The following is a 16,224-nucleotide window of genomic DNA, read 5'->3' on the forward strand; positions in this document are numbered from 1 at the left end:
AAATTAATTTTACTACTAAAATATTTTTAATCAAAAATCTTTATTCTCTTTTGAGAATAAAGATTTTTGATTTAATGTGATTATTCAATAACCTCAGTAACTTGTCCGGCTCCAACAGTTCTTCCGCCTTCACGGATTGAGAATTGAGTACCTTTCTCAAGGGCAACTGGGTGAATTAATTCAACAGTAATAGTAACGTTATCACCTGGCATAATTAATTCCGATTTTTCACCTTTATTAATAAAGTTTCCCATACTTCCTGTAACATCAGTTGTACGGAAATAAAATTGTGGTCGATATCCCGGATTAAATGAAGTATGACGTCCACCTTCTTCTTTAGTTAGAATATAAACTTCACCTTTAAATTTAGTATGTGGAGTAACTGATCCTGGTTTAGCAATAACTTGTCCACGTTGAATATCTTCACGTTTAACTCCACGTAATAATACTCCAACGTTATCACCAGCTTGTGCTTCATCTAATAATTTTCTGAACATTTCAATACCAGTAACAACAACTTTTTTAAAACCTTTGTTAATACCAATAATATCAATTTCATCATTAACTTTTAAAGTTCCACGTTCAATTCTTCCAGTAGCTACTGTTCCACGTCCAGTAATAGTGAAAACATCTTCAACAGCTAATAATACTGGTTTATCAACTTCTCTTTTTGGTGTTGGGATTCATTCATCCATTGCTGTTAATAATTCTTTAATTTTTGCTTCTCATTCTTTTTTACCATCTAATGCTCCTCTTGCAGAACCACGAATAATTGGTGTATCATCACCTTCAAATTCATACTTAGTTAGTAATTCACGAATTTCCATTTCAACAAGTTCTAATACGTCATCGTCTACACTTTCCATATCACACTTATTTAAGAATACAACAATTTTTTTAACTCCAACTTGACGTGCCAATAGAATGTGTTCACGTGTTTGTGGCATTGGACCATCAGTTGCAGAAACAACTAACACTGAACCATCCATTTGAGCTGCACCTGTAATCATATTTTTAATGTAGTCAGCGTGACCTGGACAGTCAACGTGTGCATAGTGACGAGTTGGTGTTTCATATTCAACGTGAGCTGTATTAATAGTAATACCACGTGCTTTTTCTTCTGGAGCAGCATCGATAGAAGCATAGTCCTTAAACATACCTTTATATCCATCTGCTTCATGTTTTGAACAATAACTAGTAATTGCAGCAGTTAATGTTGTTTTTCCGTGATCAACGTGACCAATTGTTCCAACATTAACGTGCGGTTTTGTACGTTCAAATTTTTGTTTTGGGCCTGTTGATATAGGCTTTGATTTTTTTACTTCTTTTTCTGCCATTTTTGTTTCCTCCTTGGAAATAATTAATACTTATTTTTATTTAATTAAATTAAACACTAAGATAATTTTAAAGTAAAGTTATTATACTTTCAATTAAATTATTTTATTTTTTAGTAATTCTTCCTTTTTGATATTTACCAGCAACTGCTTCAGCAACTGATTTTGGTGCTTCTTCATAGTGTGAAAAAGACATTGTATATGTTCCGCGTCCTTGGGTCATTGAACGTAATTCAGTAGCATAACCAAACATTTCAGATAAAGGCACTTTAGCTTTAACAACTTTACTATTACCACGCATTTCATCTGCTTCGATAGTACCTCTTTTACCAGAAATTTTACCAACAATAGAACCATAATATTCATCTGGAATAATAACTTCAACATTCATAATTGGTTCTAATAATACTGGTTTTAATAAATCTTTATTATCTTGTAAAGATTTAGAAGCTGCAATATTAAAGGCACGTTCTGAAGAGTCAACAGGGTGGAATGAACCATCATATAATGTTGCTTTAACATCAATAACTGGATATCCTGCAATTAAACCATTAGCTAATGATTCAATTAATCCTTCTTGTACTGGTTTAATGTATTCACGTGGCACTTTACCACCAACAATTTTATCAACAAACTCGAATCCTTTATCTGGATTTGGTTCAAATTTAATAATAACATGTCCATATTGGCCGCGACCACCTGATTGATGAATATATTTACCCTCAGCGCGTTCACAAACTGCTTTAATTGTTTCACGATAAGCAACTTGTGGATTTCCAATGTTAGTTGCTACTTTAAATTCACGTTTTAAACGATCAGTTAAGATGTCTAAATGCAGTTCTCCCATTCCTGAAATAATTGTCTGTCCTGTTTCTTTGTCTGATGAAACACGGAATGTTGGATCTTCTTCTGCAAGTTTTTGTAAACCTAAACTCATTTTTTCTTGATCAGCTTTTGTTTTAGGTTCAAGCGCTAATGAAATAACTGGTTCTGGAAATACCATTTTTTCTAAAATAACTTCATGTTTTTCATCACATAATGTATCACCAGTAGTTGTATCTTTTAAACCAACAATAGCAGCAATGTCACCAGCATAAACCTTTTTAATTTCGGCACGACTATTGGCATGCATTTGTAAAATTCGACCAACACGCTCTTTTTTTTCTTTAGTTGAGTTTAATACATAACTACCAGATTCTAATGTTCCCGAATATACTCTAAAAAAAGTTAATCTTCCAACAAAAGGGTCAGTCATGATCTTAAATGCTAACGCTGAGAAAGGTTCTTCATCACTAGAATGACGTTCTACTTCTTTTGATGAAACAGGTAATATTCCTTTAATTGCAGGTACATCTAATGGTGAAGGCAAGTAATCAATAACTGCATCTAACATTAATTTAACACCTTTATTTTTAAAGGCACTACCACATAATACTGGGAAAAACTCAGCAGCAATTGTTGCTTTACGAATTACTGTCTTAATTTCAGCAACAGTTACTTCTCCTTCAACATATTTCATAAAGAAATCATAATCAAAGTTAGAAAGTGCTTCTAATAATTCCTCACGTCTACTTGCAATAACATCTTTAAGTTCTTCAGGAATTGCAATTTCTTTATAATCCTCATTTGGTTTACCATCAAAATGGTATGCTTTCATCTCAATTATATCAATAATTCCATCAAAAGCATCTTCTGCACCAATTGGTCATTGAATTGCATGAGCATTAGCACCAAGACGATCTTTTAATGTTTGAATTGAATGAGCAAAGTCAGCCCCAATTTTATCCATTTTATTTGCAAAAACAATTCTTGGTACATTATACCTAGTTGCTTGATTTCAAACAGTTTCGGTTTGTGGTTCAACTCCAGTTTGCGCGTCTAATACAGCAACTGCTCCGTCTAAAACTCTTAATGAGCGTTCAACTTCAACAGTAAAATCAACGTGACCCGGAGTATCAATAATATTTATTCGATTATTTCTTCAAACAGCAGTTGTTGCAGCTGAAGTAATAGTAATACCACGTTCTTGTTCTTGTTCCATTCAGTCCATAGTTGCGGCACCTTCATGTACCTCACCAATTTTATGAATTTTACCAGTATGATATAAAACTCTTTCTGTTGTTGTAGTTTTACCAGCATCAATATGAGCCATAATTCCAATATTTCTAGTATTTGCTAGTGAATATTCTCGACCTAATTTTTCTGCCATTTTCTCTCTCCTTTATTATCATTTATAGTGAGCAAAGGCTTTATTAGCTTCAGCCATACGATGAATTTCATCACGTTTTTTAATTGATGAACCATTACCAGTAGCAGCATCCATAATCTCAGCTGCAAGTTTATCTTGCATACTATTACCATATCTTGCTTGTGAATAAGAAACTAATCAACGAATTGCTAAAGTTATCTTACGAGTAGCACTAACTTCAATAGGAACTTGATAGTTTGCACCACCAATTCTTCGAGTTTTAATTTCTAATTGTGGTGTAATATTAGCAATTGCCTTTTCAAATACTTCTAATGGTACTTGTTGGGTTTTTTGTCCAACAATTTTAAAAGAATTATAAACAATTTTTTGAGCTACATTTTTTTTACCATCAATCATAATGGCGTTAATTAATTGAGTAACAATTTTTGAATCATAAATTGGATCAGCAACTAATTCTCTTTTAATAGCTTGATTTTTACGCATTTAGTTTTACCTCCTTATTTCTTATCTTTTGGTTTTTTAGTTCCGTATTTAGAACGACCTTGATTACGATTTACTACTCCGGCAGTATCAGAATACCCACGAATAACATGGTATCTAACTCCAGGTAAGTCTTTAACTCTTCCACCACGGATTCCAACAATAGCATGTTCTTGCAAATTATGACCTTCTCCAGAAATATAAGCAGTAACTTCCATACCGTTAGTTAAACGAGCACGAACAATTTTTCTTAAAGCTGAGTTAGGTTTTTTTGGTGTTCTTGTAGTAACTACAAGCGCTACACCTTTTTTTTGCGGACTGCTAATTGAAGAAGTTGTTTTTGTTAATGAATTATATGAAACATTTAACGCTGGTGATTTAGATTTGTATTTTTTATCTGTACGTCCTTTACGTAATAGTTGGTTCATTGTTGGCATTAATCGTTAGCCTCCTTTATGATTTTAAAGAATTAATTATATACACAATTCCTAGTGTATCAAAATTTAGTCCAATAAGTATAATACCAGTTTTTAATAGTAATAGTCAAATAAATTTTGAAAAATAATTAGAAAAAAATGACACAATTTAAATTGTGTCATTTTAATTATAATAAAATATTATATTTCTTATTCGTGTGCTGTTACACCAGTTAATTTAACAGCAACTGCAACATCTTTTGATTGCCCAAGTGTAACTTTAATATTAACTGTATTATCTCCTACAGTTAAATCTGTATCTTCTTTATCAAAAGTAAATGTTGCTTCACTAGCTTTATCTTCATCAGTAACTTTTTTAATTGCTGCTGTAATAATATCTTTAGCATCACTTTGTTTTTGTGAATCATTTAATGATTTACCATCAACACCTTTTTCTAAAGCTGCTTTAATATCAGTTGTAACTTCAACATCTGTCTTTTTATGTGCTAATGTAAATGTAATAGTTATTGAATCACCATTATAAATTTTACCATCAGGAGTAACTACTGCACTAGTAATTGGATCTCCCTCTTTTTCAGGAGTATTAACTTTAACTGTAATACCATTTAAATCAATGTTTTTATTTTCTGGAACTGCTTTAATAGCTTCTTTAAGTTCTTTCTCAGTTGGTTTAGTAATATCAACAACTGAAATTGGACCTAATTCTTTCTTTTTTAATACTGTATCTAAATTAACTACAGTTTGATCACCACAAGCTACAACTGAAGTAGTAGCTACTGTTGTTAGGGCTAATGCACCCATAAGTCTTAATAAATTTTTCATTTGCATATCTTAGTACCTCCGAAATAGTTATTTACTTATTTTTTGAATTTTAACATACAAGAAAATGAATGTAAAGATTTTTTCCCTTGTACTTATTAATTAACATATAAATTTATATATTCAAATCTTATTTTTTTACTAGTCTTTAATTTTCATTAAATAAGGTTTTTTTAAAAAATGTTATATAATAATAAGTATCATTTAAGGCATGTTTTTATAGCATACTTATGGTAATTGGTGAAGAAAGGGTTGAAAATTTTATGCAAAAAAGTCAGATAGCACGAGCTGTACAAAAAAAATTAGAATTATCAGAAAAAGAATACAAAGAAGTGTTAGAATTTATCTTAGATAAAATTGCTACTGCTTTAATTAAAGGAGAAAAAGTAACACTACGTAACTTTGGAACTTTTACTATTAAATACCGCAAAGCTCGACCGGGAGTAAATCCACAAAATTCAGAACCGATGGCTATTCCTAGAAAGCGAGTAGTTAAATTTAATTCTTGTAAAGCATTAAAAAAGAGAGTTAATGAAGGTAAATAAATATTTTATTTTAGGAATGACTTCAATCAAATATAGATTGTATATTCATTCCTTTTAATTTGTAAAATTAACAACCTTTTTTAATCTTAAATAATTAAAAAAAATACTCTGTTTTAAATGAGTATTTTTTATTTTCTTCATATATTAATATTAAGATATATTTTTATTAAGTACTTTTTTTTCTGATAAATTAGATATTTGCGTTTTTTTATCTTTAGTTGTATGAATAAATGGTTTAGATTTTCAAAATGTATAAATTAATAATGGTAATAATATAAAAGCAGCAAATAAATCAATAAAGCCAAGAAATAAATAAAAATAAAAACCATTATGAGAAACATGTGCAACATAATATCCTAAACCTAAACAAATAATTGGCATTATAATTGTTCGTTGTAAACTAGCAAATAATGACAATTTACCACGATTAATTGATTGATAGAAAATAACAGCAACATAATGTAGTGTAGCTAATGGATAAAAAGCAAACTGCATAATAATATAAACTTTAAAGAATCTTGCCATTTCTAAATCTACGCCAAAGAAATGCATCATATATTGCCCCGCTATTACTACTAATAATACTGAAGCAATTAGCAACAATAAAAGTAATAAAGTTAAACGTCACATCAATTGTCAAACACGACTAAAGTCCTTTGAACCATAAACATAGCCAATTAATGCTCTTGCTCCCTGCGTAATTCCAATAATAGGTGCATTAATTAAAATTAACCAAGGCATAATACCACCATATAATTGAACAAAAACCGGAATACCAGTGCTTCCTCCACCATCATAGTCTGGAGGTGGCAATGTATTTAAAATTTTAGTAGTAACCATTGCCAAAATACTTTGGGCAATATTTTGTAATAAAGAAGTTGCACCAATTAATAAAATGCCCGTTACTATTACTCATTTAAGTTTTAAGTGTGCTACTTTAAATCTTAAATTATCGGCACTATATCAAATAATACTTATTGAAAATAAATTAATGCTTGCTCAAGCAATAATAGTTGCATATGCAGTGCCTTCCATTCCTAATTTACCAGGAATAACAAAAATAAAATCTAAAGATATATTTACTAAACAAGCTGCAACATTAATTAAAATTGTTCATAACATCATTCCTTCACTACGTAACAATGAAACTAAAAAATAAGCAAAAAAAAGTAATGGTGTAGCAAGAATTAAAATTTGTGAAAATCTAACTGCTTCTTTAATTATTATTTCCCTAATTACTGGATTACTTCCAGCATCACTTCCAGCTTGAAATTCAATAATACCCTGACAACTAAAATACATAATGATCATAAGAACAATAGAAACTAAAAAAGATAATAGAAACCCATTTCCTAAATATTCTGACATTTGTTCTCGTTTATTTTGACCATATGCAATTGAAAACTTAATACCTGTTCCAGTAGCAACCATTAAAGCAAAGGAAACCATCATTGAAGAAGGAACAGCAGCATAAGTAGTAGCAATATTAATAATTTTTAATGCTTGTTCAGCAGTTATCATTATTCCTGAATTTTGATAATTATTATAACGATCAATAATACTTTGTCCACCTCATTGTGTAGCAATTCATTTATCAAAAATTTGATAAGTAGAAAAAATAATTACAGCAATTAAAGGTGGTGTGACCATAATAAAGATTGCTTTTCATGGATTTGCCGTGCTAAAAATAGCTTGTCTTTTCAACTTGTTTATTGAATTTCTTTCTGTTCGTTTATTGAAAGTAACTTTAGCAAGATTTTCTTTTTCCATAATATTATCCTTTCTAACAAAATTAATCTAATTAATATTATATTTTATAAAAGCTCATAACTAAAATATCTATTGCTGTCACAAATAAAAAACATGTTTAGTATTTTAAAAAATGTTAGAAGAAAAAAATTAAAATATAAATTTTTATAAAAAATATAATTACATTATAACCTAATAATAAATAAATATTTAAAAATAATCTCTTTAATTTATTTTTATTTAAAAACTATCATTACTTTCAATTGAAAAAACAATTGGTATTTTATTAGTTTTTCACTTAGTTCCTGTATGAAAATCAGGAGTAATAATAACATAAACCATACCAACTTGTTGATAATAGTTATTAATTACATGTTTAGCAAATTTGGAATGGCAACCCTTTTTAGGACTATTTTTTGGTAGACATTTATTTTTGATAATTAACTGGAGTTAAGTAGTTTAAAGTGCTGTGAATTCTTATGTTGTTATATCAGTTGATGTAATCAAATAATTCTAATTTTAATTGGATTAATGATGTAAAATTTTTATCATTAATAAATTCAATTTTGAAAGTTTTAAAAGTTGCTTCAGCAACAGCGTTATCATAAGGACAACCTTTTTTGCTTAAAGAGCGATTAATATTGAATGCTAGTAAAAGTTTATCAATAATTTTATTATTAAATTCATTACCGCGATCACTATGAAATTGGATAGGTTACACTTTATTGGACACTAATTACGTAGACAAGTGAACAAATTAGTTAAAAGAAAGGAACTATAATTATGGCCAATATTAACTCATATACCGATGAATTTAAAAAACAAATAGTAGCTTTATATCAAAGCGGTAAGTCAGTGTCTTGTCTTGCTAAAGAGTACAATGTTACAAGAGCAGCTACTTATAATTGAATTAAGCAATTTACTAATTCAGGCAGTTTTAAAACTAAAGATAATCGTTCTATTGAAGAAAATGAATTAATTAAATTAAGAAAAGAATTAAAACAGTTACGAATGGAAAATGATATTTTAAAGCAAGCAGCACTAATAATAGGCAGAAAATAGAAATTATTGCTAAAAATAAAGTTAAATATAAAATTCGCACAATGTGTCGTTTTTTAAAACTTTCTAAATCAACATATTATTTTAATTTAAAGGAAAAAGAAAAAAAACAAAATAATATTTATGATGAAGCTGTTATTAGTGCTTTTAAAGAAAATAAAGAAGTTTATGGAACAAGAAGATTAAAAGTTGTTCTAAAAGAAAAGAATATTTATTTGTCATGCAGAAAAATTAAAGAAATTATGAATAAACATAATTTAATATCAAAATACACTAAATTATCATTCAAAAATCATCATAATAAAGTCAACGATAGTCAAATAACCAATATCGTTAATAGAAACTTTAATAATAGGCTTAAAAATGAAGTTATTGTTAGTGATTTAACTTATGTTCAAGTTAATGGTAAATGAAACTATATTTGCCTATTAATTGACCTATTTAACCGCGAAATTATTGGACATAGTGTAGGTACTAAAAAAGATGCATCATTAGTACATCAAGCATTTATGCACTCAAATCGTTGTTTAAAAGATATTCAAATATTTCATAGTGATCGCGGTAATGAATTTAATAATAAAATTATTGATAAACTTTTACTAGCATTCAATATTAATCGCTCTTTAAGCAAAAAAGGTTGTCCTTATGATAACGCTGTTGCTGAAGCAACTTTTAAAACTTTCAAAATTGAATTTATTAATGATAAAAATTTTACATCATTAATCCAATTAAAATTAGAATTATTTGATTACATCAACTGATATAACAACATAAGAATTCACAGCACTTTAAACTACTTAACTCCAGTTAATTATCAAAAATAAATGTCTACCAAAAAATAGTCCTAAAAAGGGTTGCCATTCCAATTTAAAGTAACATTTTGTACATTATTTCAAACAATAAAAATAGTAGCAAGCACAATAAGTAATCTAATGCCATTATCTCGAAAGTTAATTTGTTTAAAATTGATAATATCCATTACTTAAACTCCTCACTATGATCATACATATTTGTCATATCAAAAAAAGGTGTTAAAATTGGCTGACCATCTCAAATTATTGGTCGTGAATTAATATCTAATAATGAAGCAATAGTAGCTGGAATATCATAAATTTTAATTTTATCTGGAATAATTCCGTATTTTGGAATACAATTTCCTGCAAAAAGCAAAGGAATTTTTTGTTCAGCATCAGAAGAATGACCATGATATTGTGAAACACCTCCATGATCAGAACTAATAATTAATAAGGTATCTTCTCACATTTCTAAATCTTTTAAATTTTCAATAATACCTCCAATATATTTATCAGTCTGACTAATTGCTTGATAATATTCTTCACTATTTCATTCACGTGAATGACCTGCTAAATCAGGATTAACATAATAAAAAAATGAAAATAAAGGTTTATTAATTAATACATTTTTCGTATTTTCAAAAGTTTGTTTATCATTTTCTGTTGCACAATAATTACCATTATTACTAATTAAATTTTTTATATTTTCTTGCCCTTTGGGCTGAAAATTAGCAATCATTTCACCTTCACTAGCATAACCAAATAAATTTTTTGAAGGACCATACTTATCAATAATAGAACTAAAAATACTTACTTGATCAGCTTTTACTTCAGCATGAACAGTATGATGAATATTCCACAAATCTTGATCAACAACACCATGCTTAATAGGATCTGTAGCAAACATAACACTTGCTCAATTTGCAGCAGAAGAAGTTGGTAAAACATCACGTGCTTCCAATGTATATGCACCATGATGCATTAAATAGTTCATATTTGGACTATAACCACTTTTTAATGCATAACTGGCCATACCGTCAATACCCACCATAACTACATGTTTAGGTTTTTTTGCTTTAGGAACCAATTGATTAGTTGGTTCATTTGTTAAATAATCGTTACTATGTGGTACATAATTTAAAATTGGATCGCGATAACTATCGTAACTAATAGTTATCATAATCCAAACTACTACTCACACAATATTTATTAGTAAAAAAACAATTATTTTTTTAGAATTAAACATCATAATACACCCTTTTTAATGAAATAATGATTATTAAATTTTACTATAAATAAATTTATGAAGTAATTATATATTAAATTCTTGACTTTCATCATCCTCTAACTAATAAACTAACTCCAAGAACAAAACATATTGGTACAATAATGATTAAAAAAATAATTGCAAAATAAACTTGTTCAAAAGGATGAGAAACATAAGTATTTTTAGCCGCTTCTATATCTAGTTGATCTCAATTATAAAACAAATTAATAATACCATAGTGTTTTAAACTTCAAAAACCGTTACCAAGAAAATTATTATAGTGATCATTAAAAATAGCTGTTCCAAATAGTATTAAACTAATTATTAGAAAAAGCAAAGTTAAAATACATAAGAATAATCCTAGTTTTTGCTTTCAATCCCAAGATGTAACTTTTTTATATTCTACATTTTTATCCATATTTAACACTTACTAAACACTAAGAATATAATCAACGTTTAAAATAACCAAATATTAAAGATAAAACACTAACACCAAGAAAGATAGCAGTTAAAATTACTGTAAATACAATTCCGACAACTACTTGCGCAAGAGGATAAGTTAAAAGTTTATCACTAGTAGCATCTGTTCACATTTGATCATAGCCAGCTTTGCTTAGAAAACTATCAAGTCCTCATACAGAAATAGCATGAAAGCCATTTCCGGCATATTGTGAACTTCCTCCACTTGGGGCTTTAAAATTGGCTGTTGCAATTAAAATTAGTCCTAATGCTAAACAGAGCAAACTAATTACCAGTGAGGCAAAGCCAATTTTTATTCCTCAATTTTGTTTCTTAAAAAGATTTATAAGATTTTTCATTAAGGTTTCTCCTTTACTACCTAATTATTTTATTGTTTTACCAAAATAATGTATTAATTGGTATTATCACAATAAATAAATTATAGCGTAAAATTTTTTTAAATATTAAAAAAATTATGAATAAAAACATAAAAAAATCATTAGTACTTTTACTAATGATTTTTTCTATATTATTATATTATTCTTCAATTAATACTTTAATACCAGGGCCCATTGCTGTAGTAATACTTATATTTTTAATATAAGCACCCTTAACTGCTGTGGGTTTAACTTTTCTTAAAGTGTTAAGAATTGCTAAATAATTATCTTTTAACCCTTCTTGTGCAAATGATACTTTACCAAGAATAACATGAATATTACCTTGTTTATCAACACGATATTCAACTTTACCTTTACGAATATCAGCTATTGCTTTTTGAACATCCATTGTTACTGTTCCTAGTTTTGCTGTAGGCATTAAGCCTTTTGGTCCTAATACTCTACCAATTTTTCCTAATTCACCCATCATTTCGGGTGTTGCAATAATAACATCAAAATCAAATCAACCTTTTTGAATTTTTTCAATCATTTCCTTACCACCAACAAAATCAGCTTGACTTTCCATTGCCTCTTTTTGTTTAGTAGTAGTTATTACTAAAACACGTTGTGTTTTTCCGGTCCCTGCTGGTAAAACAATAGAACCACGTAACATTTGATCAGCATGTCTTGGATCAACATTTAAACGAAATGCTGCTTCAACTGTTGCATCAAATTTTAATGATGAAGTTTGTTTAGCTAATTCTAAAGCACGATCAATTGGATAAACTTTAGTGTTATCAACTAATTTTGCAACTGCAAGATATCTTTTACTTCTATTCATATTAAACACCTTGCTTTCCATCTTCAACAGTAATACCCATATTCTTGGCTGTTCCTGCAACAATTTTAATTGCATCTTCTAAAGAATAAGCATTTAAATCAGGTAATTTAATTTGAGCAATTTCTGTGATTTGAGCAATAGTAAGTGTTCCTACTTTTGTTAATTTAGCATTTGATGAACCTTTTGCAAGTTTCAATGCTCTTTTTAAAAGAAATGTTGTTGGTGCAGTTTTTATTTTAAAGTCAAAAGTTTTATCTTTATATGCTGTAATAAAAACTGGAATTGGAACTGGATTAACATCATCTTTTTGATCTTTGGTTTTATCGTTAAATTCTCTACAAAAACGTGGCATATCAATACCGAATGATGCTAAACTAGCACCTGGTTTGGCACTACCAGCTGGTAATTGAATAATACCTTCACGATTAATATTTTTTTATCTGCCATGAGCAACTCCTCCTAAATGGATTCTCACTGTGGTCCAAACGAATAAATCTTCCACAAGTTTAAACATAATTAAAGTCTATTTATATATATAAATAGTACTTTACAAAAAAAACATCATTATAATTAGTAGTCAAATATATTTTAATTTTATTTTACATAAAAATTAAATAATTTAAACTAAACTTTAATTTTTTTACAACTATCATATTCTACTTTAATTTCGGTTTGACGACCAAACATATCAACAGAAACTGTTGCAATACCCTTATCTTCATCTAATTTAATAACTTGTCCTTCTCGGCCTTGTAAAGCACCAGAAGTAATATGAACAAAATCATTTAACTCAAAATCACGAATATTTTTTTTTGTCTCTTTAACTTTAGGTTGTGATGAATTTTTAGAATTACGATATAACATTTCATTAACTTCTTTAGTAGAAAGTGGAGTCGGTGGTACACCTTTACCACTAGAACCAATAAAACCATTAATCCCTGTTGTATTACGAATATCATATCAAGTATCTTCGGTTAAAATCATATGAACAAAAATATAACCAGGAAAAATATTTTTTTCAGTTATTTTTTTATCTTTATCTGGTATTGCTTCTTTAACAACCCTAACTTGAAAAATATTATCTTTTAAATTTAATTTTTTTTCAATTTTATTTTTCAAATCAGCAGCAACTTTATCTTCATGACCTTTGTTACAATTAACAATATATCATTGTGCTTGCTCAATTCGATGTTTATGTGTTTCTTCTAATGATGTAGTTTTCACTAAAGGGGTTTCTTTTTTTATTCTTTCGCTCATTTTTTGGCATCTCCATTTTTTACATTATTTTTAATAAAGGTAATACAAATAGTAATAACTGCTCAATTCCATAAAAGAATAGTGCTAAGACAGCAATAAATAATACTGTTGTAATAAATTTATTATTTAATTGTTTTCTTGGTGTTCAACGAGTTCTTTGGATAGGTTACACTTTATTGGACACTAATTACGTAGACAAGTGAACAAATTAGTTAAAAGAAAGGAACTATAATTATGGCCAATATTAACTCATATACCGATGAATTTAAAAAACAAATAGTAGCTTTATATCAAAGCGGTAAGTCAGTGTCTTGTCTTGCTAAAGAGTACAATGTTACAAGAGCAGCTACTTATAATTGAATTAAGCAATTTACTAATTCAGGCAGTTTTAAAACTAAAGATAATCGTTCTATTGAAGAAAATGAATTAATTAAATTAAGAAAAGAATTAAAACAGTTACGAATGGAAAATGATATTTTAAAGCAAGCAGCACTAATAATAGGCAGAAAATAGAAATTATTGCTAAAAATAAAGTTAAATATAAAATTCGCACAATGTGTCGTTTTTTAAAACTTTCTAAATCAACATATTATTTTAATTTAAAGGAAAAAGAAAAAAAACAAAATAATATTTATGATGAAGCTGTTATTAGTGCTTTTAAAGAAAATAAAGAAGTTTATGGAACAAGAAGATTAAAAGTTGTTCTAAAAGAAAAGAATATTTATTTGTCACGCAGAAAAATTAAAGAAATTATGAATAAACATAATTTAATATCAAAATACACTAAATTATCATTCAAAAATCATCATAATAAAGTCAACGATAGTCAAATAACCAATATCGTTAATAGAAACTTTAATAATAGGCTTAAAAATGAAGTTATTGTTAGTGATTTAACTTATGTTCAAGTTAATGGTAAATGAAACTATATTTGCCTATTAATTGACCTATTTAACCGCGAAATTATTGGACATAGTGTAGGTACTAAAAAAGATGCATCATTAGTACATCAAGCATTTATGCACTCAAATCGTTGTTTAAAAGATATTCAAATATTTCATAGTGATCGCGGTAATGAATTTAATAATAAAATTATTGATAAACTTTTACTAGCATTCAATATTAATCGCTCTTTAAGCAAAAAAGGTTGTCCTTATGATAACGCTGTTGCTGAAGCAACTTTTAAAACTTTCAAAATTGAATTTATTAATGATAAAAATTTTACATCATTAATCCAATTAAAATTAGAATTATTTGATTACATCAACTGATATAACAACATAAGAATTCACAGCACTTTAAACTACTTAACTCCAGTTAATTATCAAAAATAAATGTCTACCAAAAAATAGTCCTAAAAAGGGTTGCCATTCCAAGAAACAATTTGTATTCAAAATATCATTGAAAAAACAATTGATAAAAAATTTAATAATAATGATTTTACAAAAATGATTTTTCCCAATAAAGAATTAGATAGTACTATAAAAAAAGAAATTATAAAATTAGAAACTCAATTTAAAGATGCAGAAATAGATTATATTAAATTTAATTCTTATTTACCAAAAATATAATGAAAGTTAAGATTTATCTTTCTGATGATTATTTAACTAAATGATCATTATTAAATTTATTAAAAATAAATGATTTCATATTTGTTTTTTATTTATACTATTAATTTTATATAAAAAACATCTTTAAACTTATCGTCAAAGATGTTTTTTATATAAAAATGTAAGGGAAATTAACATTAAATTGTCATGATTGATTGTATTATTTTATATATATGACTAATACTTTTAATATTAGTATTAATCATTTTCTTAAATAAAGAAATTCACAAATTGATTCAATTATAATTTTGAGTATTGTTTTTATTAGTAAATAAAATGAAAATAAAATGAATTTTAAATTTGTTTTGAAATATCAAAGGGTTTTTTATATATAAAAGGATAATAGGGAACTCGTAATTAGGAATAGGTAGTAATTGATTTATTAATAATATTTTTTCATAAATATGATTTTTAATTATAGAACATTCAGCAATATCTAAAAATTCTAAATTTAAATTATATTTTTTGATAAATGTTTTTTGAAATGCTCACAAAATAGATTTAATACTATAAAATTTTTCTTGGATATAAAAATTAAATACCACAATTGAATATTGAATTCTTTTTAACATTACTTGTTTTATTTTTTCATTAATATTTTTTTCTAATTCATAATTTCATGAATTTTCATTAATATTAATAACAGAAATATTCTTATATTTATCTAAATTATAATTACTATAGATATTTACCTTTTCAATTAATATACAAGGTTTTTGATTTAGTAAATGAAGTTTAAAATTATTACTTAAGTTATTTTTTAGGGAAATAATTAAAATATTAGGGAAATTTACTTTTATAAATGAAGTTATTTGAATTTTATTAGCATAGGAGTCATCAATTAAGAATATATATAAGGGAATGTTTCAGTTCTCGTTTGCTATAAAACTTTTATGAAAAGTAATTATTAAAAATTTATTTTGTAAAAGATTAAGATTGGGAAAATAATTATTTTTTAATTGCGAATTTATAATAAAAAGGAGTTGT

At 27.2% G+C, this 16,224-nt stretch carries 17 protein-coding genes and 1 pseudogene; 4 read left to right on the forward strand and 14 right to left on the reverse strand.

All coding sequences use genetic code 4. From position 1 onward, the window contains the following. Positions 1-80: 80 nt before the first annotated feature. The 5 genes from tuf to AACK89_RS07325 all read right to left on the reverse strand — a co-directional run bounded on the left by tuf (position 81) and on the right by AACK89_RS07325 (position 5,288). Positions 81-1,337, reverse strand: a complete 1,257-nt coding sequence (tuf, locus tag AACK89_RS07305; RefSeq protein WP_338978343.1) for an elongation factor Tu — start codon at positions 1,335-1,337, stop codon at positions 81-83. 103 nt (positions 1,338-1,440) lie between these two features. Further along, a complete protein-coding gene (gene fusA, locus AACK89_RS07310) occupies positions 1,441-3,531 on the reverse strand; it encodes an elongation factor G (protein ID WP_422397465.1) in 2,091 nt (696 codons plus the stop codon). Between the two features lie 27 nt (positions 3,532-3,558). Then, positions 3,559-4,026: a 30S ribosomal protein S7 gene (gene rpsG, locus AACK89_RS07315; protein ID WP_338978349.1), complete on the reverse strand. Its 468-nt coding sequence runs from the start codon at positions 4,024-4,026 to the stop codon at positions 3,559-3,561. A 14-nt stretch (positions 4,027-4,040) separates the two neighbouring features. Then, positions 4,041-4,460: a 30S ribosomal protein S12 gene (rpsL, locus tag AACK89_RS07320; RefSeq protein WP_252320120.1), complete on the reverse strand. Its 420-nt coding sequence runs from the start codon at positions 4,458-4,460 to the stop codon at positions 4,041-4,043. Between the two features lie 189 nt (positions 4,461-4,649). Further along, complete coding sequence (locus tag AACK89_RS07325; protein ID WP_338978351.1) at positions 4,650-5,288, reverse strand: hypothetical protein; 639 nt, start codon at positions 5,286-5,288, stop codon at positions 4,650-4,652. Between the two features lie 254 nt (positions 5,289-5,542). Between AACK89_RS07325 and AACK89_RS07330 the strand changes: the two genes are divergently transcribed. Continuing rightward, positions 5,543-5,824: an HU family DNA-binding protein gene (locus tag AACK89_RS07330; RefSeq protein ID WP_174481356.1), complete on the forward strand. Its 282-nt coding sequence runs from the start codon at positions 5,543-5,545 to the stop codon at positions 5,822-5,824. Positions 5,825-5,974: 150 nt separating this feature from the next. Here the strand turns inward: AACK89_RS07330 and AACK89_RS07335 are convergent, their stop codons facing one another. Next, a complete protein-coding gene (locus AACK89_RS07335; RefSeq protein ID WP_338978353.1) occupies positions 5,975-7,594 on the reverse strand; it encodes an MATE family efflux transporter in 1,620 nt (539 codons plus the stop codon). A 406-nt stretch (positions 7,595-8,000) separates the two neighbouring features. Continuing rightward, a pseudogene (locus AACK89_RS07340) lies at positions 8,001-8,279 on the reverse strand (IS3 family transposase); the annotation flags it as partial. Positions 8,280-8,356: 77 nt separating this feature from the next. Here AACK89_RS07340 and AACK89_RS07345 point away from each other — a divergent pair. Beyond that, positions 8,357-9,456 (forward strand): IS3 family transposase gene (locus tag AACK89_RS07345; RefSeq protein WP_338978355.1). Its coding sequence is split into 2 segments (ribosomal slippage): positions 8,357-8,600 and positions 8,600-9,456, totalling 1,101 coding nucleotides; the frame shifts between segments, so codons are not numbered across the junction. Between the two features lie 20 nt (positions 9,457-9,476). Here AACK89_RS07345 and AACK89_RS07350 read toward each other — a convergent pair. From AACK89_RS07350 to nusG, 7 genes are all read right to left on the reverse strand, one after another. Then, positions 9,477-9,611 carry a hypothetical protein gene (locus AACK89_RS07350; RefSeq protein ID WP_338978357.1) on the reverse strand — a complete coding sequence of 45 codons (135 nt, stop codon included), beginning with the start codon at positions 9,609-9,611 and terminating at the stop codon, positions 9,477-9,479. Next, a complete protein-coding gene (locus AACK89_RS07355; RefSeq protein WP_338978359.1) occupies positions 9,611-10,606 on the reverse strand; it encodes an alkaline phosphatase in 996 nt (331 codons plus the stop codon). The genes AACK89_RS07350 and AACK89_RS07355 overlap by 1 nt, the downstream gene beginning before the upstream one ends. A gap of 139 nt (positions 10,607-10,745) precedes the next feature. Next, positions 10,746-11,111, reverse strand: a complete 366-nt coding sequence (locus AACK89_RS07360; RefSeq protein ID WP_281748740.1) for a hypothetical protein — start codon at positions 11,109-11,111, stop codon at positions 10,746-10,748. 19 nt (positions 11,112-11,130) lie between these two features. After that, positions 11,131-11,511, reverse strand: a complete 381-nt coding sequence (locus AACK89_RS07365) for a hypothetical protein (RefSeq protein ID WP_338974398.1) — start codon at positions 11,509-11,511, stop codon at positions 11,131-11,133. A gap of 178 nt (positions 11,512-11,689) precedes the next feature. Next, complete coding sequence (rplA, locus tag AACK89_RS07370) at positions 11,690-12,370, reverse strand: 50S ribosomal protein L1 (protein ID WP_338978360.1); 681 nt, start codon at positions 12,368-12,370, stop codon at positions 11,690-11,692. A gap of 1 nt (position 12,371) precedes the next feature. Beyond that, positions 12,372-12,800, reverse strand: coding sequence for a 50S ribosomal protein L11 (rplK, locus tag AACK89_RS07375; protein WP_338979312.1), 429 nt, complete (start codon positions 12,798-12,800; stop codon positions 12,372-12,374). Positions 12,801-12,994: 194 nt separating this feature from the next. Continuing rightward, positions 12,995-13,627 carry a transcription termination/antitermination protein NusG gene (gene nusG, locus AACK89_RS07380; RefSeq protein ID WP_338978362.1) on the reverse strand — a complete coding sequence of 211 codons (633 nt, stop codon included), beginning with the start codon at positions 13,625-13,627 and terminating at the stop codon, positions 12,995-12,997. A gap of 234 nt (positions 13,628-13,861) precedes the next feature. Between nusG and AACK89_RS07385 the strand changes: the two genes are divergently transcribed. Together AACK89_RS07385 and AACK89_RS07390 are read left to right on the forward strand one after the other, a co-directional pair. Further along, positions 13,862-14,961, forward strand: a protein-coding gene (locus AACK89_RS07385) for an IS3 family transposase (RefSeq protein ID WP_338977768.1) whose coding sequence is annotated in 2 segments (ribosomal slippage) — positions 13,862-14,105 and positions 14,105-14,961 — 1,101 coding nt in all. Because the reading frame shifts where the segments join, the coding sequence is not laid out codon by codon here. 30 nt (positions 14,962-14,991) lie between these two features. Then, positions 14,992-15,198, forward strand: coding sequence for a hypothetical protein (locus AACK89_RS07390; protein WP_338978364.1), 207 nt, complete (start codon positions 14,992-14,994; stop codon positions 15,196-15,198). Positions 15,199-16,224: the final 1,026 nt, after the last annotated feature.

The sequence above is a fragment of the Spiroplasma endosymbiont of Panzeria rudis genome (genome assembly GCF_964019705.1).
GTDB classification, from domain to species: domain Bacteria; phylum Bacillota_I; class Bacilli_A; order Mycoplasmatales; family VBWQ01; genus Spiroplasma_E; species Spiroplasma_E ixodetis_A.